This window comes from Bacillus cereus group sp. MYBK95-2 (assembly GCF_051915225.1).
Classification (GTDB): domain Bacteria; phylum Bacillota; class Bacilli; order Bacillales; family Bacillaceae_G; genus Bacillus_A; species Bacillus_A cereus.
Window position 1 is genome coordinate 60,342 of record NZ_JBQAEH010000006.1, and the last position, 23,613, is coordinate 83,954.

Genomic DNA, 23,613 nt, shown 5'->3' on the forward strand with positions numbered 1-23,613 from the left:
TTACATAACGGAAGTTTTTTATGTTTAATTGTATGCGTTTTCATAATAAGATGGAAATATAGAAAACATATAGCTTGGGGGAATTTAAAATGGCTGATATGCAAACTCCATTTGCGTTAATTTTACATGGTGGCAATGCGAGAAGTGCGGCGCTTGAAGCAATTGCTTTTGCAAGACAAGGAGATTTCGGGAATGCCGGTGAAAAGATGAAACTTGCTAGTGAGGAAATTTCAGCAGCGCATCGTATTCAAACGGATTTAATTCAAGAAGAGGCAAGAGGAAATCATGCAGAAATTAGTTTACTGTTGGTGCACGCACAAGATCATTTAATGAATGCAATTACAGTGAAAGAACTGGCTGAAGAATTTATTGCTCTTCATAAACGAGTAGAAGAGAAAGTGACCGTATAAGATGTACATTTTATTATGTTGTGCAGCAGGTATGTCAACGAGTATGGTCGTAAGAAAAATGCAAGAAGAGGCAAAGAAACAGGGGAAGAATTATAAAATTAAGGCAGTTGATTCAGAACTAGTGAAGCTTGAAATTAAGGAAGCCGATGTCGTTTTAATTGGCCCACAGGTGAAATATTTATTCCCAGCTGTAGAGTTTCTTGCAAATTCATACAATATACCAGTTGCGATTATAGACCAACGAGATTATGGCATGTGTGATGGTTTGAAGGTGCTTAAGCAAGCAGAACAATTAGTTTTAGCATAATTATATCTTTTCAAATATAAACATTATAATGTTATAAAGTTTATTTCGTTCTTTTATAGTAGAGAGAAAGAGGAGGGCTATTGATGAATGGGTTTATGAGTTTTATGGAACAAAAGATTATGCCAACAACGCAAAGAATTGCAGGACAACGACATTTATTAGCAATTCGAAACGGGGTTATTTCTACATTACCGTTAACGATCGTCGGATCATTTTTTGTTATCTTTTTAAATTTACCAATTGATGCATATATGGAATGGATCGCACCGTTTCGTCATATTTTAGATATTCCATTTCGATTTACAGTAGGACTAATGGCATTATACGCAGCGTTTGGTGTAGGGGCTTCGCTCGCGAACTTTTATCAGCTCAATCAGTTAAGTGCAGGGTTATTATCTGTACTCGCCTTTTTACTAGCATCAGTTGAACCAATTCAAATTACGAAAGCTGTACCAGGTGTTATTGATGCAGGGAGATATATTTCAGTAGGAACATTAAGTGCAACGTCTTTATTCGGCGCAATTGTTACAGCATTAATTGCAGTAGAAATTTATCATTTTATGATTAAGCATAATATCTCCATTAAATTACCAGATAGTGTACCACCAGCAGTTTCAAATTCGTTTGCAGCATTAATTCCAACATTAGCAGTTATTCTTTTATTCTGGGGCATTCGCTACGGTTTGAAATTTGATGTGAATACAACGATCACATATTTAATCGCACCATTAAAATCAGTATTAGTAGGAAATAATTTATTCGGTGGTTTATTAACAGTATTCTTAATCGTGTTCTTTTGGTCATTCGGTATACATGGACCGGCGATTTTAGGACCAATTATTCGTCCGATGTGGGATTCAGCAATCCTTGAAAATATGGAAGTATTCACGGCTACAGGAAATGCACATCAGTTACCAAACTTATTTACAGAGCAATTCATTCAATGGTTTGTATGGATTGGCGGATCAGGTTCAACGTTAGCTTTAGTAATTATGTTTATGTTCTCTAAATCTAAGTTCCTAAAAGAGTTAGGTAGATTATCATTCGTACCAGGTTTATTCAATATTAACGAACCAATTATTTTTGGGGCACCGATTGTAATGAACCCAATTCTAATTATTCCGTTCGTTATTACACCGTTAGTGACAACGACAGTATCATATTTTGCAGTTGTTTCAGGTATGATTCCACTTATGATGGCGAAACTGCCATTTACGATGTTAGCACCAATTGCAGCGGTAATTAGTACGGACTGGACAATTATGGCTGGTGTACTTGTACTTGTTAACTTTGTCATCTCATTCGTTATTTACTATCCATTCTTCAAAATGTATGAGAAACAACAATTAGCAGGGGAGGAGAAAACAGAATGCTCGGAGCAATTATCATCTTAATTACATTCGTGGTCGGACAGTGTATTGCCCATTATTCGAAATGGGTACAAAGTAAATCTTTATTAGTGTTACTACTAGTATCAGTTTTATTTATCGGTTGTTCAATGGGTGCATATGTAATGTTAGGATTGCAATCACCGTACGTAATTATTGTACCGACAATTTTATGTGCAACGTGTTTATCTGCAAAATATAGATTTACGAGCATGGCATTAATACAACGTGTGAAGGAGATGCAAAAGCATGGAGCGTAAATTAGGAATTTCACTTTATCCAGAACATTCAACGAAAGAAAAAGATATGGCTTATATTTCCGCAGCGGCACGACACGGTTTCTCAAGAATATTTACTTGTTTGTTATCTGTGAATCGTCCGAAAGAAGAAATTGTAGCTGAATTTAAAGAGATTATCAATCACGCAAAAGATAACAATATGGAAGTTATTTTAGATGTAGCTCCAGCTGTGTTTGATCAGCTTGGTATTAGTTATAGCGATCTATCATTTTTCGCAGAATTAGGCGCAGACGGTATTCGTTTAGATGTAGGTTTTGACGGATTAACGGAAGCGAAAATGACGAATAATCCGTACGGTTTAAAAATTGAGTTAAATGTAAGTAACGATATTGCGTACTTAGAAAATATTCTTTCGCATCAAGCGAATAAATCAGCTTTAATTGGTTGCCATAATTTTTATCCGCAAAAATTCACTGGTCTTCCATACGATTATTTCATTCGCTGTAGTGAACGCTTTAAAAAGCATGGTATTCGCAGTGCAGCCTTTATTACATCACATGTCGCAAACATCGGTCCATGGGATATTAACGATGGATTATGTACATTAGAAGAGCATCGTAATTTACCAATTGAAGTACAAGCGAAGCATTTATGGGCAACAGGGTTAATTGATGATGTCATTATCGGAAATGCTTATGCGAGTGAGGAAGAGTTAGAGAAACTAGGAAACTTAAATCGCTACATGTTACAGCTAAAAGTGCACTTTGTAGACGAAGCGACTGAAGTAGAGAAGAGAGCTACGCTGCAAGAATTACACGTAAGGCGCGGCGACATAACAGAGTATATGGTACGTTCTACAGAAGTACGTAAAAAGTACAAAGATTATGACTTCCCAGTGCGTGAAAGTGTGCTGCAGGAAAGAGGGCAAGTTGTAATTGGAAACAATTCATTTGGTAAGTATAAAGGTGAACTGCAAATCATTCTGAAAGAAATGCCGATAGATGAACGGAAAAATATTGTCGGTACAATTGCAGAAGAGGAGTTATTCTTACTAGATTATGTAGGAGCTTGGACGCAGTTTACTTGTGTGGAATAGGGAAGATAGGGGGGCGTTCCAAATTTTGGACCGCCTTTTTAATATTAAAGTACTTTTAACGTCAAAATTTGTCGGTAAATCGATATCTCTTGTCGAATCGTTGATATATTATAAGTTACGATAGATATATTCGAAAAATCGTTGATATATTGTAGGTTACGATAGATATATTTGAAAAATCGTTGATATATTGTAGGTTACGATAGATATATTTGAAAAATCGTTGATATAATTTCATTTACTATGTTATTTTTCAGTAGTTTAATAGAGTAAAAAAAGAGCCAGTCTCAACGATGAGACTGGCTCTTTTTTTACTAACTAGTTTAATACTTTAACTGTAACTGTTTTACGTCCCCAGCTACTTGATGAACCTTTATCTGGCATTAAAACGTCGATTTTATTACCTTTAATAGCTCCACCAGTATCACCAGCGATTGCTACTCCGTAACCTTCAACCCATACTTTTGAACCTAATGGAATGACACTTGGATCAACTGCAATTAGTTTCATGTTTGGATTAGCTGTTAAGTTGTGGCCTAAAGCTGATTTTACTTGGTCGCCTGCTTTATAACCATTTTCAAGTGGATCTGCTGTGTAAGCTGTTGCTACAACACGTAATTCACGAGAAGATGATGGTGTACTTGTTTCAGTTTCTTTTGCAACAGGTTGTTGTGTAGCTGGTTTTTGAGCTTTAGCCGCTTCTTGAGCCTTAGCTTCACGAGCTTCAGCTGCTTCTTGAGCCTTAGCTGCTTCACGAGCTTCAGCTGCCTCTTGAGCTTTAGCAGCTTCACGAGCTTTAGCTGCTTCTTGAGCCTTAGCCGCTGCTTGAGCTTCAGCATCTGCTTGAGCTTTAGCAGCTTCACGAGCTTTAGCAGCCTCTTGAGCTTTAACTTCTGCTTGAGCTTCAGCATCTGCCTGAGCTTTAGCCGCTTCTTGAGCCTTAGCAGCTTCACGAGCTTTAGCAGCTTCTTGAGCTTTAACTTCTGCTTGGGCTTCAGCTGCTTCGCGAGCTTTAGTTGCTTCCACTGCTTTAGCTTTTGCTTGAGTTTCAGCTACTTCCTGAGCTTTAGCAGCTTCACGAACTTTAGCTGTATCTTGAACTGTAGTCGTTTTTTCAACTTTAGCTACTGGTTGAACTTTAACTGGTGCTTTACCTGTTAAGTAAGGAACATGAACATAAGCTGTTTTTCCGTTATATTCAAATTGAATCCAATCATTTTGTACTTGGTGTGTTGTTTCAATTACATCATCTTTTTTCAACTTACCAAGAATCTCTGAGTCTGTGTTTGCCCCAGCACGTACGTTTAATACGTTTGCTGTTACGTAGTAAGTGTCTTTTGTATAGTCAGCGCTTATGAAAGCTTCTTTACCGCTATTCAATTGAACTTTTGACCAACCATTTTCTGTATGTAAAACATTTACTTTATATCCATCTAATAATTTTCCTACAACTTTTGATTCAGTAGTTGGGTTTTCTCGTACGTTTAGTACGTCAGTCGTTACGATTGTTTCTGCTTTAGCAGATGTTGTGAAAATCCCAAGACCAAAAACCGCTGCTGTTGCTATACCCATAAATTTTTTCATAATAGCCTCCATTGCATTTGTTTTCGTTGACCTCATTATAGCAACCATTATTTTCTTATTTGCGAAAAACATAAAATTACAAAGCTTTCGTAACGGGGCATTAATATTCTGTAACAATTCCATAAATATCCTGATAGCGCTTCCTTGTTGTTTTTTGGCGTATTAGGGCATATGAAACACAAAATGAGTAGTATTTCAATTACTGTAACGTTAATAATGTTACGGTAATATTTCTTGATGATATCTATAGCGTTACAAAAATAGCTTATTTTACTGTTTGAATGGAAATTTAGTTATGAAACGATAATCTTTTTAGGCGTGAAAATATATAAATGAGGTGAAATTTAATAAAATATCGATATAATTGTTACAAAATCAGTCGAAGTATGGAAAAAATTACGCCTTGATTTTCGTCTGTTACATAGTATTTTTGCAATAATAGAATTAGATAATAGCCTTAGTACCTATAAATAATGAAGAGTATTAGAATGGTAGTTGTAACGTGAAACATATATAATAGAAGAAACTCAATTTAGTAGATAAATAAAAAACGCAGGAGTGTAAACTCCTACGTTTTTGTTTATTCATATCGTAAACATTCAATTGGATCCAGTTTGGCAGCTTTGTTAGCTGGTAGTAAACCGAATAGTATACCGATTAACATAGATAGGGCAACGGAGATAAGTCCTAGTTTTAGTGAAACGACAAGTGGCCATCCTGCAAACATTGCGACAATCCATGCGAAGAAGATTCCAAGCATAAATCCGACAAAACCACCTAATGCTGTTAAAATGCAAGCTTCGATTAAGAATTGCATTAATACTTTACCACGTGTTGCACCTAATGCTTTACGAATACCAATTTCGCGTGTACGCTCTGTTACAGATACTAGCATAATGTTCATTACACCAATACCACCTACAAGTAAGGAAATAGCGGCAATACCACCGAATACACTTTTTAATATACCTGTGAAGCTATCAATTTCTTTTAAGAATTCTTGTGGATCTGGTACTTCAAATTTACCTGAATGCTCTGGTTTTTTTGCTTCATTTAATGATTTTACAACTGCTTCTTGAACAGTTTCCTTATCTTGACCAGGAGCAATTTTTACCGTTACAGAATCGTAGTTGTTTTTCCCGAATAGTACAGGCCAGTTTTCTGCTGAAATGACACCTTCTTTAAATGTCATGCCACCCATCATTGCTTTTATTGAATATACGCCAACTACTTTGTATGGTGTACCTTTTATATCTACATATAAGTTTGGTTCCCATGAAGAATATAATTTATCAAAAGCATCTGTATTTAATACAATTGTGTGTTCAGGTCTGTCTAAATCAGCTGCTGTTAAAAATCTGCCGTGCTCAAGTTTGAATTTAGATGTATCTTCAAAATAATCACCTTTTGCACCGGTAATATCAAGATCTAATTCTTTTTTTCCTGCATATACTTTTTCTTTACCTTTTACATCTGGATAAACTTCTTGCACACCAGAAATTTTGGATATACTTTCATACATGCTTGAGGAAATTTTGCCGTCCATATCTGAGTAATCTTCTGTCTTATAATTTACAGAAAACTGATCTTTTTTTTCATTCCCGATTTGTTCGCGGAACTTTGCGTTTGTTCCATCCCCAATCGAGATAATAGTAATGATGGCACTAACCCCAATAATAATACCTAGCATCGTTAAGATAGAACGCATTTTATGAGCAAAGATAGAGGAAAGGGCCATGCGTATATTTTCACTCGTATTCAAAATTAACCTCTCCAATCTTGGACGATATTTCCGTCACGAATTACAATTTGACGTGCTGCAGCTTCCCCGATTTCACGGTCATGGGTAATCATAATGATTGTTGAGCCTTGTTTATTTAATTCGTAAAAGAGGTCCATAATTTGTGTACTTGTTTTCGTATCAAGTGCTCCCGTCGGTTCATCGGCTAAAATGAATTTCGGGTTATTTACGATTGCGCGGGCAACGGCGACACGTTGCTTTTGACCACCGGATAATTCGTTCGGTAAGTGAGTAGCGCGATCAGCTAAACCGACTTTTGTTAAAGCGGCTAATGAGCGCTCGCGTCTTTCTTTTTTATCGACTCCAGCGTAAATAAGAGGTAGTTCTACATTTTGAAGCGCTGTAAGTCTCGGTAATAACATGAAGTTTTGGAATACGAATCCGATCTCTTTATTACGTACGTGTGCAAGTTCTGTTTCAGTCATGTTTGAAATATTTTGACCGGCTAGTTCGTACGTACCTGTCGTCGGTTTATCTAAGCAACCGATAATGTTCATTAATGTTGATTTACCAGAACCAGAAGGTCCCATAATTGAAGTGAATTCTCCTTGGTTCAGTGTTACGTCAATTCCGTGTAATATTTGAACGGACTCTGCACCATTTTGGAAGGATTTCGTGATGCCTTTTAAGTTAATCACTGGGCGACAACCTCCATACCATCTTTTAAGTCTTTTTCAGGTTTAGAGATAATTTCCTCTCCTTTTTTCACTCCAGAAACTTTTGCTTCGCTATCAGTCTCGAATTCAACAGTAACTGCTTGTTCTTTCGCCTTACCGTCTTTTACAACGAAGACAACATTTTTGTCACCTTTTTTCACGATACTGCTTTTCGGAACAATTGTACCAGTTGCTTCGCCAGATTTACTTGTTACGTAAACGTGGAAGCCGTTTTGTAATTCGTCACTATTATCTAATGTGACAGTGAATTGATAGTTAGAAACAGTTTTATTTTCATCCATGCTCTTTAATGGTGTAGAACCGATTTCTGTTACTTTTCCTGTCCAAGTCTTACCAGCGACAGTTTTTGATGAAACAGTTACTTCTTGCCCAACTTTCATACTAGCAAGCTCATATTCAGAAATTTGACCTTTTACTTTAAATTGACCAGCGTGACGAAGAGTAATTCCGCTCATACCTGTTTTTTCGTCAGCAGTTTTTACGATATCATCAATTACGCCATCAGCAGGACTTGTTACAGAAAGATTGTTTACTTTCTCTTTTGCTGCTTTAATCATTTCATCAGCTTTTTCAACTTCAAACTTTTTCATTTCAATTTGTGATTCTAATTGCCCAACTTCGGCTTCTGATGCTTTTAATGCTTCAGCAGGAAGGCCAGCATTTTTATCTTTTTGTAATTTTTGTTTCGCTACATCAATTTGTTTTTGGAGCAACGTTACTTCTTTTTGTGCGATTTTCTTTTGCATTTCTGCTTCTGTTACACCTTGTTTCGCAGTCGGATCATTGTATTTAAATAGAAGCTGACCTTTTTTCACTTCATCGCCTTTTTTCACAGCTAATTCATATGTTCCTTTTGTTGGATCGAATGAAATAGTTTCAATTCCATTTGGAATAACTTCCCCACCAAATTTTTGCGCGTTTTGGATTTGTTTTTCGGTTACTTTATATCCGCTATATGCCATTGCTACATCTGAACCGCCACCAGCAAATGCAAAGTATGATCCAGCTGCAATTCCGATTGCTACTACACTAGTAATTAACACTTTATTTTTCTTCTTCATCTATTTATCACCTTTTCGTTCGTTTTAGTATCTACATTAAGTATAGAAGAGGTAAAGAATCTGACAAATCGTTTTAGCTTACAATAACCTTACAGTTTTGTAAGGTATGAATATGTAAATGTAAGGTAGAGGTTGTCCTAGTGTAAGCAAATGAATTGACTCGTCGTTTCTTTCTTACAATAATATTGTATGGAGGAAAGGAGGAAGGAAGATGGAAGCTTATTTTAGCGCACACCCATTAAAACCATTTATTCCATACTCAAGGCAACATGCCCTTATATTATTTATTATGTTGGTGGGGATATTTTTTCTGTATCAATACCAAGATGTATTACGTCAAAGTGAGTGGAATATAACGGTTCGATATGCAATTGCATTTTTATTTATAGGTAGTGAAATTGGGCTTCATATGTGGGAGTGGAAAGCGGGGATTTTTGAGCTAGCTACTTCATTACCGTTTGAATTATGTACGATTAGTTTATTATTAGCGTCGATTATGATCGTAACGAAAAGTTACCGCATATATGAGATTGTATTTTTCACGGGAATTATTGGTGCATCACAAGCTATTTTAACGCCAAACTTGCAGTATGCTTTTCCGCATTTTCGTTTCATTGAATATTTTATCGCGCATATATTGCTCATTTGGGCACCACTCTTTATGACTTGGGTGGAAGGCTATAGACCGACCTTGCAATCTATTAAGCGTACGATGATATTTTTAAACATATTGATTCCGCTTGTTTCGTTTGTGAATTATAAAACAGGCGGTAATTATATGTTTTTAGCTCATAAGCCAGAAACAGCTTCATTACTCGATATGTTAGGACCGCATCCTTACTATATTATTTCATTAGAACTCGCAGCGCTTATTGGGTGTTTTATTTTGTATATGCCGTTTGCAAAAAGAGAAAGGCATGCGCATAAAGAATCACTAGGATCATAACCTAGTGATTTTTTATGTTTGAATATTTAAAATTCAGAAAATTAAGAATAAAATTAGAGAGTAAAATATAAAGAGAGAGAAGGGAAAACGTGGTCAAAAAAGTTTTTCTGAATGGGATGGAAGTGACAATTCAATTTATTATTTCGATTTTGGGGATTATTATGTTAGGGGCTCTGCCGAAATTGTTTTATGGATTTAAGCTGGATGTATCAAAGTACATACAGAGTTTAAAAGAAGTGTTTGTGAACTTAATGGATATTTCAAATTTGCAATATGTGAAAGGTAAATTTTTATTTCCGCAACTGTTCGTCCATTATAAAGAAACGATTATTATTTTTTTAGCTGCTTTTTTTATTTCATTATTTGTAGCATTTTGTATTGTTTATGTAATTATGAGTAGTTCACCGCGTATACAACATCGAATTAAATCATTTCTTATCTTCCTAGAATCTATTCCAGATATCCTTCTTATTTTAGTATCACAAATTTTAGTTATATGGTTTTTTAAACAAACAGGTTTTTTACCTTTTCAAATTGCTTCAATTGGAGGCGAGTCAATTAGAGGATTGCCGATACTTTGTTTGAGCATCCCGACTACGATTATGTTTGTAAAAATGGTCGTGCTTCGTTTTGAAAATGAACTAGAAAAAGATTATGTACTATTTGCTAAGGCGAAAGGGCTGGGGCGCTTTCATATTTTAAATCGTCATATTTTACGAAATGTGTTGCTTAGTACATTATTCTTTGCGAAAACGAATATCTTTTTTATGTTATCTAATTTATATATTATAGAATGGATTTTTAATACGGGTGGTATTTTTATGTTTTTGAAATCTTATTTTGGTATTAAAGTTGAGGTTTTCATCGTTAGTGTGCTTCTTATATATATTCCGATTTTTATTTTATTTAAATTGTTTCATTATCTCATTCCGGCTGCGATGAAGGAGAGATTATAATATGTGGACGTATATAAAACGTGATAAAAGATTTTGGATAAGCATTGGGTTTCTTCTCCTATTAGTTCTTTTGAGCATCGGAAATACGTTATGGAATGATGGACATATTAGACAAGTTACATTGCAATATGATGCGGATGAAAATCCACAAGTGCCACCGTTTCCACCTTCATTACAATTTTTACTCGGGACAGACCGGAAAGGGTATGACCTGTTACATTTAGTCATTGAGGGCGCGAAGTGGACGATTGGTGTATCTATTTTAATTGCGGCACTTAGAATGGTAATAGGTGTGTTCTTTGGTGTTGTACTTGGAACATATGTAAAAAGAGGTTTTTCAAAAATTGAGGCTTTTTTTGATAGTTTTACAGTTATTCCGACAGTTATGATTGCGTACTTTTTTCTTCAATTTGCAAGTACATTTGGAAGTGGAGAGGAAACAACAACCTTTTTTGAAAGGGCTTCGTTTCAAGTTGTCTTACTTGTAATGCTTGTAATGCCAGTTATTGCACTGTATGTTGCGAAGGAAGTTCGTAAATTGCGAACGGAGGAATTTGTTGATGCCGCACGCATATTAGGTGGATCGAGAAGACATATTGTTATAAAGCATCTTTTCCCGCACCTTTATATGACGTTTATACTTGTATTTTTTCAGCAGTTTACGCAGACTCTTACTATTTTACTGCACTTAGGGTTACTAGAAATATTCTTTGGCGGAACGGTTAAGTTTTTAGGACCGATAGAAGAAATAGAATCTTACACACATGAATGGTCAGGGCTAATTGGAGTCTATTTTAGATCTTTAACAGTGCATCCATGGATTCCTCTCGTCCCAATTACATTTTTCGGGCTTACCATTTTTTCAGGAAATATGATTGTAAAAAGTCTAGAAGAGGCGATGTTGAAAGTTCGATTAGGGGGAGAGATAAAGAAGGAAGTTGTAGAAGAGGAACAATCTGCTGTACAGTCAAAGGAAGAGTTGTTTACGTTTAAACATACGATGTGAAGAGAAAAAGAAGCAAGCATGGATTTCATGCTTGCTTCTTTTCTTTATTTTGTAGAAACTTCGCCTTCAGCTTCTGTTTGCGGAATAAAGTATCCGATTATACCACCAATTATTGCTGGAACGATCCAGCCGATTCCTAAGTTATAAAAAGGAATCGTGTGTACGATATTAGCGATAAAACTTGGTATCATTCCCACATTATCAAGTGCATGAATACAGCTAATAATGAATGCTGCGATCATTGCTCCGATGTAGACAGAAGGTTTACGTTTCGTATATTTATCGATAAATGATACGAAAATTAAAATGATTGTAATTGGGTACAAAATAATTAATACAGGTAGTGTGATTTTAATTAATAAGCTTAATCCTAAGTTTGAAATAACGAAACTAAAGATACAAACGTATAGTACGAGCTTTTTGTAAGAAACATTTGTTAATACTGTTGCGAAATAGTTGGCGAATGCACTTACAACACCAATTGCTGTTGTTAAACAAGCGAAGATAATGGCGATACTTAATAAAACATTACCGCTTGTCCCAAAGAATTGGTACATAACAGTTGCTAATAGTTGACCACCGTTCTCGAATTGTCCCAAGTTTCCGTTTGAAGCTCCGATATAACCGAGTAAGAAGTAAACAATTGTTAAGAATAGAGCAGCGATACTTCCGCAAATGATTGTATATTTCGCGATAGATTTCTTCTCGTGTATACCGTTTTGACGAATTGCATTTACAACAATTGTTGATAGTACGAGAGCGCCAATTGCATCTAACGTTAAAAATCCTTCAAGAAATCCTTTGAAAAACGGGATGTCTTTATAGTCACCGATAGGCTCTGCAAACGTTCCTGGTGAAAGAATCGCTTTTGTTGCCATAATTGCAATAATTACAAGTAAAATTGGCGTTAATATTTTACCGATATGATCTACTAGCTTGGATGGATTTAATGATAAGAAGTAAACGACTGTAAAGAAAATCGCACTAAAAACTAACATAGAATACCATTGATCTGGGAAAAGTGGTGCAATCCCAATTTCATAAGATACAGATCCAGTTCGTGGAATAACAAATAGTGGGCCGATTGAAAGATAAATAATGATAGCGAATACTGCTGCGAATTTTGGATGAACACGGCTCGCTAAAGTGTTAAAACTACCACCAGCAAGGGCAACAGCAACGATAGCAAGTAAAGATAAACCGACGTCTGTAATAATAAACCCTGTAATGGAAACCCACATATTTTCTCCGGAAGAAAGACCAAGAAGGGGCGGGAAAATCATATTACCAGCACCGAAGAAAACTGCGAATAGTAATAAACTAATCGAAAGTATTTGCGCTGGTTTCAAAGTTGTACGCATATAAAGAAAATCCTCCTAATGAGTATTTTTGTCGAAAATTCAAATAATTTGTCGAGTAACTGTTATTATTTTAAAGGTCTGATGACTAGAAAGCAATAGGGAATTTTGAAAAAATTAAAAAATAATGCATTAAATCGAATAAATATACTATTTGTATGTTTAATAGGGAGGATTTAACTTTTAACGTAAAAAAACACATATCGCTAGGATATGTGTATTAAAAATATATTTTTCTATCGCGTTCTTCTTTTAAAATTTCAACGGCTTCTCGGAAGCGTTGTGAATGGACAATTTCTCGTTCGCGTAAAAAGCGTAAGCTGTCATTTATGTCGGGATCGTCAGATTGGTTGATAAGCCATTGATATGTGGCACGCGCTTTTTCTTCAGCCGCAATATCTTCGTATAGGTCGGCAATTGGATCACCTTTAGCTTGTATATAGGTCGCAGTAAATGGAACACCAGCTGCGTTATGGTAATGAAGTGCGCTGTCATGATCGACGTAATGAGGGTCGAGACCAGCTGCCTTCATCTGTTCAGGAGTCGCATCTTTTGTCAGCTTATAAACCATCGTAGCAATCATTTCAAGATGCGCAAATTCTTCTGTACCAATATCGGTAAGGAGGCCAATGACTTTATCCGGGATTGTATAACGCTGATTTAAGTAACGTAGTGCAGCAGCTAATTCTCCATCTGCACCACCGTATTGCTCAATTAATAATTTGGCAAGTGCTGGATTACAAGTTCCTACTTTAACAGGGTATTGTAATTTTTTTTCATAAATCCACATAGTTTCTCTCCTTTATATTTGCCATGGCCAAGGACCTTTGCTCCATTCCCAAGGGGCATTAGAATAGCTATTTCCATACTGTTGAAGCGGTCCATATTTTTCTTCCATCTGTTGTTTTAATACTCTTCGTTTATAGGAAAAATCATTAAATTGGTTAATAGCTGCTGTATCGTCTGGGTGGGTGTCTAAGTAAAGGGTTAGTTCAACTAATACAAAGTCTAATTCTTGGAGATTCTCTAAAAGTCGATAATACTCTTCTGGTAGTGGCTGGTTCACGTCAGTAGTCACCGCCCTTTTTTATAAGGATTTTCGTAATAATCATAAAAGATAGGCCATAAGGTTCCTTTTTGTAGTGCTTCTTTCGGTGAGAATTGTGGTAAATTTGGCGGTTGAAAACCTAAATATAAATTAGGAGGGGTAGAGTAATATTTTTTACCAATAGGAGGACAAGGATCTTGAGGACTATGATATGGCACATATGATTTCATATATTTATCCATTAATAAACCTCCCTATATTCTTCATCACTACGTATTGTATTCAGACATAATAGGCCTTTATGACACATATAAAAAAGTAATAGGTACGGGGGGAATGAATGTGGAGAATGTGAAACAATTCATTGTATTGGAAGTGAAAAACTTAAAGGAAACTTTGTATTTTTATGAAGGGATTTTAGGAATCAAGCCTAGTTTAGAAAGACCCCAATTAGATGTAACAGGGGTTTGGTATGATGCTGATTCAATGAGAGTTAGTTTTGTAATGAATCGTAGTTTGGGTGGGCGTGAGAAGAGTGTTACGGATTCGGTTGATGTACTAATGTTTTCAATTTCTAACATAGAGAACTTAAAGAAGAGGTTAGTGTTTTATAAAATTGCATATACAGAAAACAAAAGTGAGAAGAGTATTGTAGTACAAGACCCAGATGGATATAAAATTCAAGTGATAGAGAAGGACGAATAAACGGAGGGGATTTAGTGGAGAGGAATTATGAAGAAAGTGCATTGTTTGAGCATCAATTTTGGCTAAAGGTGCTTACTGATCATTCGCAATTTTTACTTGATGCATTAGCTCCGAAGGAAAAAGAGGATATAAAAAAGGCCACTTATTTTGTTGAAACATTTACGAATCTGTTAAATAAAGTTCGTAATGTGAATCTCATTGCGTTTTCAAAAGAGGCAGAACGAGCCGCAAAGGAAATACGAACGTTTAAATTAAGTATTATACAGAAACAACTCGAGGGAAAAATCACTATTCATTTTACGCCAACTTTCATCAATCATATGGTAAACGAAGTAGAAGAGTATATAACAGTGTTAGAATTTTTAAATAAAGGAGAAGTTCCGCCTGTTTTTCATGAATTACATTATCATCTCGTTTGGTTAACGGATGCGGCTGGCCATGCAGGGTCTATTTCTGGTGGATTAGATCTTGTTGAAAAAAGATTAAAAGAGAAAAGCGAAGAATTTACGAAGCACTTTGAACAATTTTACTTAAAGGCAGTTGAAATGACGGGGTATTTACGGACAGAGCTTCATCATTTTCCTGCATTAAAGAAGTTTACAAAAGATGTTTCACTTGAGTTAAAATTATTTTCGCATTTTCTCCATGAGGTTGAAGAGCTGGAGTTATCGAATGAAATATTAAGTGCATTATCTGCTAGAATGGCGGATCATATGGCAAGAGAAGAATGTTATTACTTATTAAAATTAGCACAATCGTCTGGACTTGAGATGCCAAAATGTAATCCGCTTTAAAGAAAAAAGAGGTCAATTTTATTTGGCCTCTTTTTCTGCTTTATTTTCTCTTTTTATTTTTGCTTGTTCAATACTTGCCTGTAATGTCTCCATAATATTGATGATGTTTGGAGTTGGAGAGATTGTTTCGGTTTTTTCCTGTTGTTCAATTTTGTTTTCGATTAGTTCGGTAAGGGCTTCTTTATACTCATCTGTATACATCTCTTGTTCAAAAGGATTTGTAAGATGGTGGATTAAATTGATTGCTGCTGTGAGTTCTTGTTTTTGAATCGGATAATTTTCGTTACTTGGTAAGTTAGGTGTATTTGTTATATCGCGAATTTCATTAGGGTAGTGAATAGTTTGTAATATAAGCCCATCTTCAAAGTTACGGATAATAGCTAAATGTTGTTTTTTTCTAATGGAAATATGGATAAGACCAAGTTTATTCGTACGTTCAAGTGCTTCTTTTAATAATAAATATGATTTTTCATGTCCTGAGGTAGGGCCTATAAAATAAGAACGATCGTAGAGAACAGAATCAATTTCGTTATTTTGGATAAAAGATATAATACGAATAGATCTTGGTTCGTGAGCTTTTTGCAACTCAGCTAATTCTTTTTCATCCATAATAATGTACTTATGAGGTGCGTATTCATAGGCTTTTACAATATCTTTATCATCAATTTCTTCATCCGTACAATCAGGAGCAAATTTTTTATATTTAATAGGTGTTAAGCATTCTTTATGAAGACTTAAAAACTTTATATCGTTTTCTTCTACGGCACTGTATAGTTTGATTCCTATATTTAATAGTCCAAGTGAAAGGGCACCTTTCCATACGGTATGCAAATGAAGCCTCTCCTTTCATTCAAAAATGATTATGTATATTATGAGATAGTAAGAAATTTCCTATACGTTTTTTGTTTTTACGGAATGTTAAGCAGGAGGATGTGGGATATAAAATATATTGACAAGCCCTCCAAAATATTTTAATGTGATTGTATAAAATTGTGTATATAAAGGGGAGTAACTTATTACAGTAAAGTCGTCATTACAGGGAGAAACCCTCGGCTTTATTGGCAACGTTTCGTTGTTAGTGAGACCTTTACCAGCAATGGTAAAGGCCCCTTATTGTCTTTTTTAGGACCCTTACCATGTTTGGTAGGGGCCTTTTTGTATACAAAGAGAGGAGATATAAAAATGAAAAAACTTATTAGTAGATTAAGAGTTGTATTTCATGTTCGCCGATTTGTTCCATTCCTATTTGACTTTTTCACTTCAAAAGAGGTTTCAATAAAGAAGAAAATTTTATCTATTGCGTTTTTAGTTGGTTATGTTGCGATGCCGCTCGATTTAATTCCAGACTTCTTACCGTTTATCGGTATTTTAGATGATATTGGAATTGTATTATTTATTTTGAACCGAATTGTAAAAATGGCGCCAGTTCAATTACAAGAAAAGCATAACGTAAACGTAGGATAGGAGTTGGGGTAGAAAATATGGAGCAAATTATTTTAGATATAATCGAGTTTTTAAAGCAATTTTCTTATTTTGGAGTTGTGTTAGCATTAACGTTTGAATTTATTCCAGCAGAAGTAGTTTTGCCCATGGTTGGTTATTGGGTGTACGAGGGAGATATGAATTTTTGGCTTGCTGTATTAGCCGGAACCCTCGGCGGAACGACAGGACCTTTAACGTTATATGCACTCGGTTATTACGGTGGTCGTCCTCTATTAATAAAATACGGGAAATACTTCTTCATTAAAGAAGAACAAATTCAAAAAGCAGATGATTTCTTTGAGAAATATGGACCGGTTGTAGCATTTGTTGGACGCTTTGTGCCAGGAGTTCGAACGCTTATTTCTGTTCCATGTGGTATGGCGAAAATGAACATATGGAAATTTAGCATATATACATTTGTAGCAATGTTCCCGTTAACGACTTTGTATGTTTATTTTGGAATGAAATTAGGTCCACATTGGGAAAAAGCAGCGGATGTTGTTGGGCAATATATGTTACCGATATTAGGAGGCGTTATTCTTATCGTTGCTAGTATCTTTGTCTATAAATATATGAAAAAAAGAAACAAAACAGAATCTATCTAGTCACATGAATATTTTTTGAAAATAGATGAATAGTACAGGCAAAAGACTCTGGGGGACATACACATATAGGGAATATAAAAGAGAGAGGGGAAACAACTATGTCTTGTGAGTGCTCAGGGTCAGCATTAACTTGTTGTCCAGATAAAAATTATGTGCAAGATAAAGTGTGTAGTCCGTGGTCTGCTACTGTAGTTGCAACAGCAATTGATAATGTTCTCTATACAAATAATATTAACCAAAACGTAATTGGTACTGGCTTTGTTAAATATGATGTTGGACCAGGCCCAATTACTGTAGAGGTACTTGATTCTGCTGGGGGTACAATTGATACACAAACATTAAACCCAGGAACGAGTATTGCTTTTACGTATCGCCGCTTTGATAGTATACAAGTTGTGTTACCTGCAACACCTGCTGGAACGTATCAGGGAGAATTTTGTATTACAACACGTTATCCACTTTCATAGCAGAATAGGAGAGGATCGAAATGGGAATGAGAAGTTCCAGTTTGTCTTGTTGTTCTAATAAAACACTTGTGCAAGACCAAGTATGTACAGACTGGTCTATTACAGGTGCTGGTACTCAAATTGTATATACAAATAATATCACGCAAGAAGTATATGGTTCAGGTTACGTGAAGTATGATGTAGGTGCCAACCCGATTACAGTTGATTTTTTAGTAGGTGCAACAGTGGTTGATACAATTACTGTACAACCACAAAGTAGTGGTACTTTCACTGTCCGATATTTTACTACTGTCCGAATTACTACGACAGGAACGACTGTTAATCAAGGAGAGTTTTGTATTACAGTACGTTATCCAATCTCATAAAAAGCATACCGTGAACGGTATGCTTTTTATATTAAGGAAATAATGAAATTGGTATTCTATAAGCAACATGTAAATTCGCAACAGTACTTGCCTTCTAAATATAGTGAAGGATTACTTGTTATATTGATAATATTGATCGACTGTAGGTCTTTTCCTGTGTACGATATTGTATTACCAGGAAACACAGTGAAAATATTGGTTACTGTTCCAACGATTTGAATTGTAATTGCTTCGTTGCTGCTAGTACTATTGTAAACCGAGACAGTACCTGATATAAGTAGTATCCCATCACTTTGCCATAGTATCATTAATTGTGATGCATCTTTGGCAGAGGAGATGGTGTTATTAGTTATGAGGAAATTCCCTGCAAATTCATTTGTTACTCGCTCGCAATTTGGATTTGGAGGAGGGGGCGGTGGACAAGGGTCTGGACAAATAATAGATAAAGGAGCGAAACAGCCGATATTTTTTTTATTCTTCAATACAACCCCTCCTTTTAAGTTGTCTTTTATTACTATTAAATGTAAAAGCATGGCCGATGTGTTAAAAAAAGAAGGAAATATTAAAAATTAAGATTGTCTAATAGGCTTAAACCTTAACTTATCATTAGTGTTATAGAAAAGATTATATGTGAATAGTCATAGGAAAAGAATGATCAGACTCTTTTAGACAAAAGGTGGTTGTATACAATAGTACGAGTAATGTTGAACTTAATTTCTAATTAACTGTATATTTACAAAAATCTAATAAAGTTCATTTGTTATTTAAACGACATTAACATGTATTAGATAAAATAGCCCTTGTAATGAATCAATTATTATGAGGAGGATTCACGTGGACAGAAATGCTTTAAGAAAAGTAAAAGGCCTTATTGGATTATTAATGTTTTTTGTATTAGCATTCGTATCATTTCCATGGAGTACATCAGTCAAGGCGGAAGAGAAAAAGCAAGAAAAGGCATCAAGTGAGAAGAAGATAGTTTTTCCAGTTGTAAGTGATGTGCATATTAAAAACAGTGGAACAGATGATACGTTTCGCTGGAAAAGAGCGATTGAACAGTTTAATACACTAGCACCAAAGCAAGATGCATTTGTTATTGTAGGTGATTTCACAGATACAGGATCAGTGCAGCAATATGATCGTTTCATGCAAGTGTATAATGAAAATGCAAATAAAGATGCCGTGAGAATGAATTCTCTTGGTAACCATGATTATTGGAACGGTTTATCTGTAGAGGGCGCACAGAAGCGTTTCTTAGAAAAAACAGGTATGGAATCAATTTATTATCATAAAGTGGTAAAAGGTTATCACTTCCTTGTTATGTCTCCAGAGAATGGAACAACTCATGGCTATTATTCGGACAAGCAAATTAATTGGTTAAAAGAAGAAATGGCAAAAGCGCAAAAAGATGATCCAGAAAAACCGATTTTTGTATTTTTACATCAACACATTAAAGAGACAGTATACGGTAGTCATGAATGGGGAACACAAGATAGCGCAAAAATTAATGCAGTATTAAAAGAATACCCACAAGTTATTACGTTTTCAGGTCATTCACATTATCCATTAGATGATCCGAGATCGATACATCAAAAAGACTTTACATCAGTTGGTACATCTTCAGTAAGTTATATGGAAGTTGAAGGTGGTAAAGTACAAGGGAATATCCCGCCAGGAGCTAGTACGTTAAGCCAAGGTTTATTAGTAGAAGTAGATGATAAAGAAGTAACGATTAATCGTCGTGATTTCCATACGAATTCTTGGACAGGCGAGCCTTGGAAAATTAAATTACCAGCAAAGAAAGAAACATTTACACATGTAGAAGATCGTGATAAAGAAAAGCCTTACTTTGCTAAGGATGCAAAGCTTGCTGTATCAAATGTAACAGAAAATGCGGCAACAGTAACATTCCCACAAGCATTGGACAACCTCCTTGTTCACTCTTACCGTGTGCAGGCTAGAGATAAGCAAACGGGTGAAATAAAAAATAAATTGTTAGCATTCTCAGAGTTTTATCGTGATCCAGTGCCGAAAGATCTTACGTTTACGCTTGCGGGGTTAGATGGCGGGAAAACATATACACTTGAAGTCGTTGCAATTGATTCGTTTGGTAATGAAAGTGTGCAGCCGTTAACGGCAGAAATTACTACGAAAAAAGATGATATTGATCCGAATGTAAAAGTGCCAAAGGCTGATGTTTTTGATGTGAATTTTGCAGATGGTACATTTAAAGACAATTCACCATTTGGAACAAAAGGTGATGTGAAGGGCAATGTGACTATTGAATATGATAAAGCATTGAAAAAGAATGTTATGAAGTTAAACGGACAATCTAATACATTTGGATACCTTCCATTTTCAGCAGCACAAAAAGAGAAAGTAGCAAATACATTTACGTTAGAAACGGTATTTTCAATGAATCAAATCCGTGGACAAGGTATTTTGCAAAATACAGAGAGCGGTGGAATTGGATTTGAGTCTACCGGAAGCGGCTATGTTGAATTATGGGCTCACATTGGCGGCAGTTATAAACGTGTTGGAGTTCAATTAGAAGCAAACAAAACATATCACTTAACAGGAACGTATAACGGAAGTGAAGTAGCTATTTATGTCGATGGTAAAAAAGTAAATAGCCAACCAGCTACAGGAAAAGTGTATCATCCAAATGTACCATTTGCACTTGGAGCGGATCCTGATAGCAATGGAAATGGTGGCATTCCGTTAAATGGACAAATCGCGCTTGCGAAATTATATAGTAAAGCGTTAAGTTCTTCAGAAGTATTAGCAGCGTACAATGAGTTTTCTAACCGTACGAAATTAGAGCAAGTGAACGCGTTATATGAAGAGCTTGGAAAAGGGAAAGAAGTGTTAGCTGGTACGTATGAGTTTGGTGATAAGCCAGGTCAATATTCAAAGGAAGCATTTCAAGAACTAGAGAAAAGCTATAATAATGCAAAACAAGTGTTTGAAAATATAGGGAGTACGGGAGAGCAAATCGTTCAAACATATAACGAATTAAAAACAGCTAATGTAACATTTGTACAATCTAAAGTAGTAGAACAACCGAAAACACCGAAAGAAAAATTACAAATCAATATTGAATCTGCAAAAGTAGTAGTGAAAAAAGCGCAAGATGCAAATGTAACGGACGGTTCAGTGAAAGCACTGAGTCAAAAAATTACAGTGGCCGAAGCTGTAGTGAAAGATGTAAAAGTAAAAGATGCACAGGTAGAAACGATGAATCGTACATTAGAGTATACGATTTCACTTGTTGAAAAAAGCATAAACAAATAAGAGAGAAGAAAAGAAGCTTATCATGATAGGCTTCTTTTTTGTTATACTAAAATTAGTATAGAATGAAGGAGCGAATAATTTGGAACAGAAAAAGCTAAAAAGAATTCTTGAATATGTATGGATCGCGGTTGTGCTCCTTGTAGGATATTATTTCTTAAAAGAAAAAAGTATATGGGTTTTATTTTTAATGACGTTTTTATTAGCGGGTTTAGGCACGTTATTTATTAATTTCTTCTTTGATAGTTTAAATGCCTGGAAGAATAAAAAGAAGGGAACGAAGTAAAGGAGGGAATATATGCAAAAGTGGAAGCTCATATATCAGGTGATTATTTTCCTATTGCTTGTAGGTATTGGAATTGTGAAATACGCAACGCCAATAGGAAATTGGGCATGGTTTACAGCTTGCATCGGCATATTTTTCATTTTACAGTCGTTAACGAAAAAATATAATAGTACAGAAAAATAGCTCGCCGCTAAAACGGCGAGCTATTTTGTTATGCTTTTTTCTTTTCATCATTTGTTTTTTCAATAGCTAAATGACTATGTTTCCTAGAGTAGAAGAAATAGAAGCATAAGCCGACTATAAGCCAAACTGCAAAGCTAATCCATGTTGTTTTAGACAAATTGATCATTAAATATAAGCAGCAAAGAATCGCGACAACTGGTAATACAGGTACGAAAGGTGTACGGAATCCACGTTTTAAATCAGGGTGTGTTTTTCGTAAAATAAGTACTGCGCAGCAAACGAATGTAAAGGCTGTTAACGTACCGATGTTTACTAAATTCGCTAGCAAATGTAAGTCTAAAAGGCCTGCTAATAAAGCAGCAACAACGCCAGTAATCCACGTATTTAATAAAGGGATTTTTACTTTTTTATTTACACGTGCTAACGCTTTTGGAAGTAAACCGTCACGGCTCATCGCATACGAAACGCGAACTTGTCCATACATAACGACTAAGAGAACGGTTGTCATTCCAGTCATCGCTCCAACAGCGAGTAGTCCTGCAATTGTATCCTCACCAACGAAATGCAATGCAAATGCAACTGGATCAGAAACGTCTAATTGCGTATAAGGAACCATACCTGTTAAAACGAAAGATACGATCATATATAAAACAGTACAAATAAGAAGAGAACCGATAATACCAATTGGTAAGTCACGCTGCGGTTTTTTCGTTTCTTCTGCAGCTGTTGCGATTGCATCAAATCCTAAGAAGGCGAAGAACACAGTGGCAGCCCCAGTAATAATACCGTCGTATCCGAATGGGATGAACGGTGTCCAGTTTTCAGGTTTTACATATTTTGCACCTGCTACGATAAAGGCGATAATAACGGCTAACTTGATAAGAACCATAATATTATTAATGCGTGCGCTTTCGCGTATACCAAAACTTAAAAGGCCCGTAATAAGAAGTAAAATACAGACAGCAGGTAAATCGATGAGACCACCTTTTCCTACGCCGGGGGCCGAGGCGATTATGGCGGGCAGGTGTATATTGAACCCTTGTAGTAATGATTGCAAATAACCAGACCAACCGACAGCTACTGCTGCAACGGCAAGTAAATATTCGAGCATTAAACACCATCCGACGATGAAGGCGACGACTTCTCCGACTGTCATGTATGCGTAAGTATACACACTTCCTGAGACAGGAATAGAAGAAGCAAATTCAGCGTAACAAAAGGCTACACAAGCACAAGTAAATGCAGCAATAAGGAATGATAGCATAATACCAGGACCAGAATGTTTTGCTGCAACAATACCTGTTAATACAAAGATCCCTGTCCCAATTACGGCGCCGATTCCTAAAAATGTTAAATCGAGTGCAGTTAATGTTCTAGCTAGCTGTTTTGGTGATTCAGTACTAAGCGCTTTTTTTCGTAATAATGACTTCACTTTGGACTCTCCCCCCGTTTTTTCATTTCCATAACTGCGACTATAGTATGAGCCCATTAAAAAAGAGTAAGTAAGGAAGTGGAGGTGCAGTTATGGTATGTAGTTTTTTAAAATTGCTGGATTAAT

At 35.7% G+C, this 23,613-nt stretch carries 29 protein-coding genes; 18 read left to right on the forward strand and 11 right to left on the reverse strand.

Annotated features, from left to right (window positions below; translation table 11 throughout):
* Positions 1–89: 89 nt before the first annotated feature.
* The 5 genes from ACTFN4_RS19710 to ACTFN4_RS19730 all read left to right on the forward strand — a co-directional run bounded on the left by ACTFN4_RS19710 (position 90) and on the right by ACTFN4_RS19730 (position 3,440).
* On the forward strand, positions 90–410 hold the full coding sequence (locus tag ACTFN4_RS19710; RefSeq protein WP_000774631.1) for a PTS lactose/cellobiose transporter subunit IIA: 321 nt from the start codon (positions 90–92) through the stop codon (positions 408–410).
* Between the two features lies 1 nt (position 411).
* Positions 412–717: a PTS sugar transporter subunit IIB gene (locus ACTFN4_RS19715; RefSeq protein WP_000275642.1), complete on the forward strand. Its 306-nt coding sequence runs from the start codon at positions 412–414 to the stop codon at positions 715–717.
* A gap of 83 nt (positions 718–800) precedes the next feature.
* Positions 801–2,111 carry a PTS sugar transporter subunit IIC gene (locus ACTFN4_RS19720; protein ID WP_001013065.1) on the forward strand — a complete coding sequence of 437 codons (1,311 nt, stop codon included), beginning with the start codon at positions 801–803 and terminating at the stop codon, positions 2,109–2,111.
* Positions 2,087–2,365 (forward strand): hypothetical protein, encoded by a 279-nt coding sequence (locus ACTFN4_RS19725; RefSeq protein ID WP_000900048.1) that lies wholly within the window; start codon positions 2,087–2,089, stop codon positions 2,363–2,365. The genes ACTFN4_RS19720 and ACTFN4_RS19725 overlap by 25 nt, the downstream gene beginning before the upstream one ends.
* Complete coding sequence (locus ACTFN4_RS19730) at positions 2,355–3,440, forward strand: DUF871 domain-containing protein (protein WP_000440054.1); 1,086 nt, start codon at positions 2,355–2,357, stop codon at positions 3,438–3,440. The genes ACTFN4_RS19725 and ACTFN4_RS19730 overlap by 11 nt, the downstream gene beginning before the upstream one ends.
* 318 nt (positions 3,441–3,758) lie before the next feature.
* Here the strand turns inward: ACTFN4_RS19730 and entC are convergent, their stop codons facing one another.
* The 4 genes from entC to ACTFN4_RS19750 form a co-directional block, all read right to left on the reverse strand.
* Positions 3,759–5,147 carry a cell wall-binding protein EntC gene (gene entC / locus ACTFN4_RS19735; protein WP_000421968.1) on the reverse strand — a complete coding sequence of 463 codons (1,389 nt, stop codon included), beginning with the start codon at positions 5,145–5,147 and terminating at the stop codon, positions 3,759–3,761.
* Positions 5,148–5,604: 457 nt separating this feature from the next.
* Positions 5,605–6,762, reverse strand: a complete 1,158-nt coding sequence (locus tag ACTFN4_RS19740; RefSeq protein WP_002197439.1) for an ABC transporter permease — start codon at positions 6,760–6,762, stop codon at positions 5,605–5,607.
* 26 nt (positions 6,763–6,788) lie between these two features.
* Entirely contained in the window at positions 6,789–7,463 is a 675-nt protein-coding gene (locus ACTFN4_RS19745; protein ID WP_000609104.1) for an ABC transporter ATP-binding protein, read from the reverse strand.
* Complete coding sequence (locus tag ACTFN4_RS19750) at positions 7,460–8,563, reverse strand: efflux RND transporter periplasmic adaptor subunit (protein ID WP_000728807.1); 1,104 nt, start codon at positions 8,561–8,563, stop codon at positions 7,460–7,462. The genes ACTFN4_RS19745 and ACTFN4_RS19750 overlap by 4 nt, the downstream gene beginning before the upstream one ends.
* Positions 8,564–8,774: 211 nt before the next feature.
* Here ACTFN4_RS19750 and ACTFN4_RS19755 point away from each other — a divergent pair, with 211 nt between their 5' ends.
* The 3 genes from ACTFN4_RS19755 to ACTFN4_RS19765 all read left to right on the forward strand — a co-directional run bounded on the left by ACTFN4_RS19755 (position 8,775) and on the right by ACTFN4_RS19765 (position 11,471).
* Positions 8,775–9,509, forward strand: a complete 735-nt coding sequence (locus ACTFN4_RS19755) for a YwaF family protein (RefSeq protein WP_000388698.1) — start codon at positions 8,775–8,777, stop codon at positions 9,507–9,509.
* Between the two features lie 89 nt (positions 9,510–9,598).
* Positions 9,599–10,465, forward strand: coding sequence for an ABC transporter permease subunit (locus tag ACTFN4_RS19760; RefSeq protein WP_142947103.1), 867 nt, complete (start codon positions 9,599–9,601; stop codon positions 10,463–10,465).
* Position 10,466: 1 nt separating this feature from the next.
* Positions 10,467–11,471 (forward strand): ABC transporter permease, encoded by a 1,005-nt coding sequence (locus ACTFN4_RS19765; RefSeq protein ID WP_000269962.1) that lies wholly within the window; start codon positions 10,467–10,469, stop codon positions 11,469–11,471.
* Between the two features lie 44 nt (positions 11,472–11,515).
* On the opposite strand, the gene brnQ2 is transcribed toward ACTFN4_RS19765, so the two are convergent.
* The 4 genes from brnQ2 to ACTFN4_RS19785 form a co-directional block, all read right to left on the reverse strand.
* Positions 11,516–12,832: a branched-chain amino acid transport system II carrier protein BrnQ2 gene (gene brnQ2, locus ACTFN4_RS19770; RefSeq protein WP_071739642.1), complete on the reverse strand. Its 1,317-nt coding sequence runs from the start codon at positions 12,830–12,832 to the stop codon at positions 11,516–11,518.
* 217 nt (positions 12,833–13,049) lie between these two features.
* Positions 13,050–13,619 carry a spore coat protein CotJC gene (cotJC, locus tag ACTFN4_RS19775; RefSeq protein ID WP_000265278.1) on the reverse strand — a complete coding sequence of 190 codons (570 nt, stop codon included), beginning with the start codon at positions 13,617–13,619 and terminating at the stop codon, positions 13,050–13,052.
* Positions 13,620–13,631: 12 nt separating this feature from the next.
* Positions 13,632–13,895 carry a spore coat protein CotJB gene (gene cotJB, locus ACTFN4_RS19780; RefSeq protein WP_001075543.1) on the reverse strand — a complete coding sequence of 88 codons (264 nt, stop codon included), beginning with the start codon at positions 13,893–13,895 and terminating at the stop codon, positions 13,632–13,634.
* An 8-nt stretch (positions 13,896–13,903) separates the two neighbouring features.
* Positions 13,904–14,119: a spore coat associated protein CotJA gene (locus ACTFN4_RS19785; RefSeq protein ID WP_000362187.1), complete on the reverse strand. Its 216-nt coding sequence runs from the start codon at positions 14,117–14,119 to the stop codon at positions 13,904–13,906.
* Positions 14,120–14,153: 34 nt separating this feature from the next.
* Here ACTFN4_RS19785 and ACTFN4_RS19790 point away from each other — a divergent pair, with 34 nt between their 5' ends.
* The gene (locus tag ACTFN4_RS19790; protein ID WP_162837398.1) at positions 14,154–14,582 is read left to right on the forward strand and encodes a VOC family protein; all 429 of its coding nucleotides are present in this window, start codon (positions 14,154–14,156) and stop codon (positions 14,580–14,582) included.
* Between the two features lie 14 nt (positions 14,583–14,596).
* Positions 14,597–15,376, forward strand: coding sequence for a DUF2935 domain-containing protein (locus ACTFN4_RS19795; protein WP_000440988.1), 780 nt, complete (start codon positions 14,597–14,599; stop codon positions 15,374–15,376).
* Positions 15,377–15,394: 18 nt separating this feature from the next.
* Here the strand turns inward: ACTFN4_RS19795 and ku are convergent, their stop codons facing one another.
* Positions 15,395–16,207: a non-homologous end joining protein Ku gene (ku, locus tag ACTFN4_RS19800; RefSeq protein ID WP_000557737.1), complete on the reverse strand. Its 813-nt coding sequence runs from the start codon at positions 16,205–16,207 to the stop codon at positions 15,395–15,397.
* A gap of 351 nt (positions 16,208–16,558) precedes the next feature.
* On the opposite strand from ku, the gene ACTFN4_RS19805 reads away from it, so the two are divergent.
* From ACTFN4_RS19805 to ACTFN4_RS19820, 4 genes are all read left to right on the forward strand, one after another.
* Complete coding sequence (locus ACTFN4_RS19805; RefSeq protein WP_000733844.1) at positions 16,559–16,840, forward strand: YkvA family protein; 282 nt, start codon at positions 16,559–16,561, stop codon at positions 16,838–16,840.
* Positions 16,841–16,857: 17 nt separating this feature from the next.
* Positions 16,858–17,463, forward strand: a complete 606-nt coding sequence (locus tag ACTFN4_RS19810) for a DedA family protein (protein ID WP_000435017.1) — start codon at positions 16,858–16,860, stop codon at positions 17,461–17,463.
* Positions 17,464–17,561: 98 nt separating this feature from the next.
* A complete protein-coding gene (locus ACTFN4_RS19815) occupies positions 17,562–17,930 on the forward strand; it encodes a DUF3992 domain-containing protein (RefSeq protein ID WP_001277537.1) in 369 nt (122 codons plus the stop codon).
* 20 nt (positions 17,931–17,950) lie between these two features.
* The gene (locus ACTFN4_RS19820) at positions 17,951–18,295 is read left to right on the forward strand and encodes a DUF3992 domain-containing protein (RefSeq protein WP_000525819.1); all 345 of its coding nucleotides are present in this window, start codon (positions 17,951–17,953) and stop codon (positions 18,293–18,295) included.
* Between the two features lie 56 nt (positions 18,296–18,351).
* On the opposite strand, the gene ACTFN4_RS19825 is transcribed toward ACTFN4_RS19820, so the two are convergent.
* Positions 18,352–18,735, reverse strand: coding sequence for an S-Ena type endospore appendage (locus ACTFN4_RS19825; protein ID WP_225989749.1), 384 nt, complete (start codon positions 18,733–18,735; stop codon positions 18,352–18,354).
* Between ACTFN4_RS19825 and ACTFN4_RS19830 the strand changes: the two genes are divergently transcribed.
* The 4 genes from ACTFN4_RS19830 to ACTFN4_RS19845 all read left to right on the forward strand — a co-directional run bounded on the left by ACTFN4_RS19830 (position 18,620) and on the right by ACTFN4_RS19845 (position 22,055).
* The gene (locus ACTFN4_RS19830; RefSeq protein WP_002025365.1) at positions 18,620–18,868 is read left to right on the forward strand and encodes a hypothetical protein; all 249 of its coding nucleotides are present in this window, start codon (positions 18,620–18,622) and stop codon (positions 18,866–18,868) included. The two genes, ACTFN4_RS19825 and ACTFN4_RS19830, sit on opposite strands and share 116 nt — an antisense overlap.
* 261 nt (positions 18,869–19,129) lie before the next feature.
* Positions 19,130–21,589, forward strand: coding sequence for an FN3 and LamG domain-containing metallophosphoesterase family protein (locus ACTFN4_RS19835; RefSeq protein WP_340135175.1), 2,460 nt, complete (start codon positions 19,130–19,132; stop codon positions 21,587–21,589).
* Positions 21,590–21,668: 79 nt separating this feature from the next.
* The gene (locus tag ACTFN4_RS19840; protein ID WP_000435797.1) at positions 21,669–21,872 is read left to right on the forward strand and encodes a hypothetical protein; all 204 of its coding nucleotides are present in this window, start codon (positions 21,669–21,671) and stop codon (positions 21,870–21,872) included.
* 12 nt (positions 21,873–21,884) lie between these two features.
* Positions 21,885–22,055, forward strand: coding sequence for a hypothetical protein (locus tag ACTFN4_RS19845; RefSeq protein ID WP_001174838.1), 171 nt, complete (start codon positions 21,885–21,887; stop codon positions 22,053–22,055).
* Between the two features lie 28 nt (positions 22,056–22,083).
* On the opposite strand, the gene ACTFN4_RS19850 is transcribed toward ACTFN4_RS19845, so the two are convergent.
* Complete coding sequence (locus ACTFN4_RS19850; RefSeq protein WP_002197441.1) at positions 22,084–23,544, reverse strand: amino acid permease; 1,461 nt, start codon at positions 23,542–23,544, stop codon at positions 22,084–22,086.
* Positions 23,545–23,613 lie beyond the last annotated feature (69 nt).

What these genes read in the sequence shown, in the direction of transcription:
- ACTFN4_RS19740 (WP_002197439.1), bottom strand. Translation starts at nt 6,762, where the DNA reads ATGGCCCTTTCCTCTATCTTTGCTCATAAAATGCGTTCTATCTTAACG.
- ACTFN4_RS19820 (WP_000525819.1), top strand. Translation starts at nt 17,951, where the DNA reads ATGGGAATGAGAAGTTCCAGTTTGTCTTGTTGTTCTAATAAAACACTT.
- ACTFN4_RS19720 (WP_001013065.1), top strand. Translation starts at nt 801, where the DNA reads ATGAATGGGTTTATGAGTTTTATGGAACAAAAGATTATGCCAACAACG.
- ACTFN4_RS19755 (WP_000388698.1), top strand. Translation starts at nt 8,775, where the DNA reads ATGGAAGCTTATTTTAGCGCACACCCATTAAAACCATTTATTCCATAC.
- ACTFN4_RS19710 (WP_000774631.1), top strand. Translation starts at nt 90, where the DNA reads ATGGCTGATATGCAAACTCCATTTGCGTTAATTTTACATGGTGGCAAT.
- ACTFN4_RS19805 (WP_000733844.1), top strand. Translation starts at nt 16,559, where the DNA reads ATGAAAAAACTTATTAGTAGATTAAGAGTTGTATTTCATGTTCGCCGA.
- ACTFN4_RS19725 (WP_000900048.1), top strand. Translation starts at nt 2,087, where the DNA reads ATGCTCGGAGCAATTATCATCTTAATTACATTCGTGGTCGGACAGTGT.
- ACTFN4_RS19715 (WP_000275642.1), top strand. Translation starts at nt 412, where the DNA reads ATGTACATTTTATTATGTTGTGCAGCAGGTATGTCAACGAGTATGGTC.
- ACTFN4_RS19845 (WP_001174838.1), top strand. Translation starts at nt 21,885, where the DNA reads ATGCAAAAGTGGAAGCTCATATATCAGGTGATTATTTTCCTATTGCTT.
- cotJC (WP_000265278.1), bottom strand. Translation starts at nt 13,619, where the DNA reads ATGTGGATTTATGAAAAAAAATTACAATACCCTGTTAAAGTAGGAACT.
- entC (WP_000421968.1), bottom strand. Translation starts at nt 5,147, where the DNA reads ATGGAATTGTTACAGAATATTAATGCCCCGTTACGAAAGCTTTGTAAT.
- ACTFN4_RS19765 (WP_000269962.1), top strand. Translation starts at nt 10,467, where the DNA reads ATGTGGACGTATATAAAACGTGATAAAAGATTTTGGATAAGCATTGGG.
- ACTFN4_RS19850 (WP_002197441.1), bottom strand. Translation starts at nt 23,544, where the DNA reads ATGGGCTCATACTATAGTCGCAGTTATGGAAATGAAAAAACGGGGGGA.
- ACTFN4_RS19815 (WP_001277537.1), top strand. Translation starts at nt 17,562, where the DNA reads ATGTCTTGTGAGTGCTCAGGGTCAGCATTAACTTGTTGTCCAGATAAA.
- ACTFN4_RS19810 (WP_000435017.1), top strand. Translation starts at nt 16,858, where the DNA reads ATGGAGCAAATTATTTTAGATATAATCGAGTTTTTAAAGCAATTTTCT.
- ACTFN4_RS19730 (WP_000440054.1), top strand. Translation starts at nt 2,355, where the DNA reads ATGGAGCGTAAATTAGGAATTTCACTTTATCCAGAACATTCAACGAAA.
- brnQ2 (WP_071739642.1), bottom strand. Translation starts at nt 12,832, where the DNA reads ATGCGTACAACTTTGAAACCAGCGCAAATACTTTCGATTAGTTTATTA.
- ACTFN4_RS19785 (WP_000362187.1), bottom strand. Translation starts at nt 14,119, where the DNA reads ATGGATAAATATATGAAATCATATGTGCCATATCATAGTCCTCAAGAT.
- ACTFN4_RS19750 (WP_000728807.1), bottom strand. Translation starts at nt 8,563, where the DNA reads ATGAAGAAGAAAAATAAAGTGTTAATTACTAGTGTAGTAGCAATCGGA.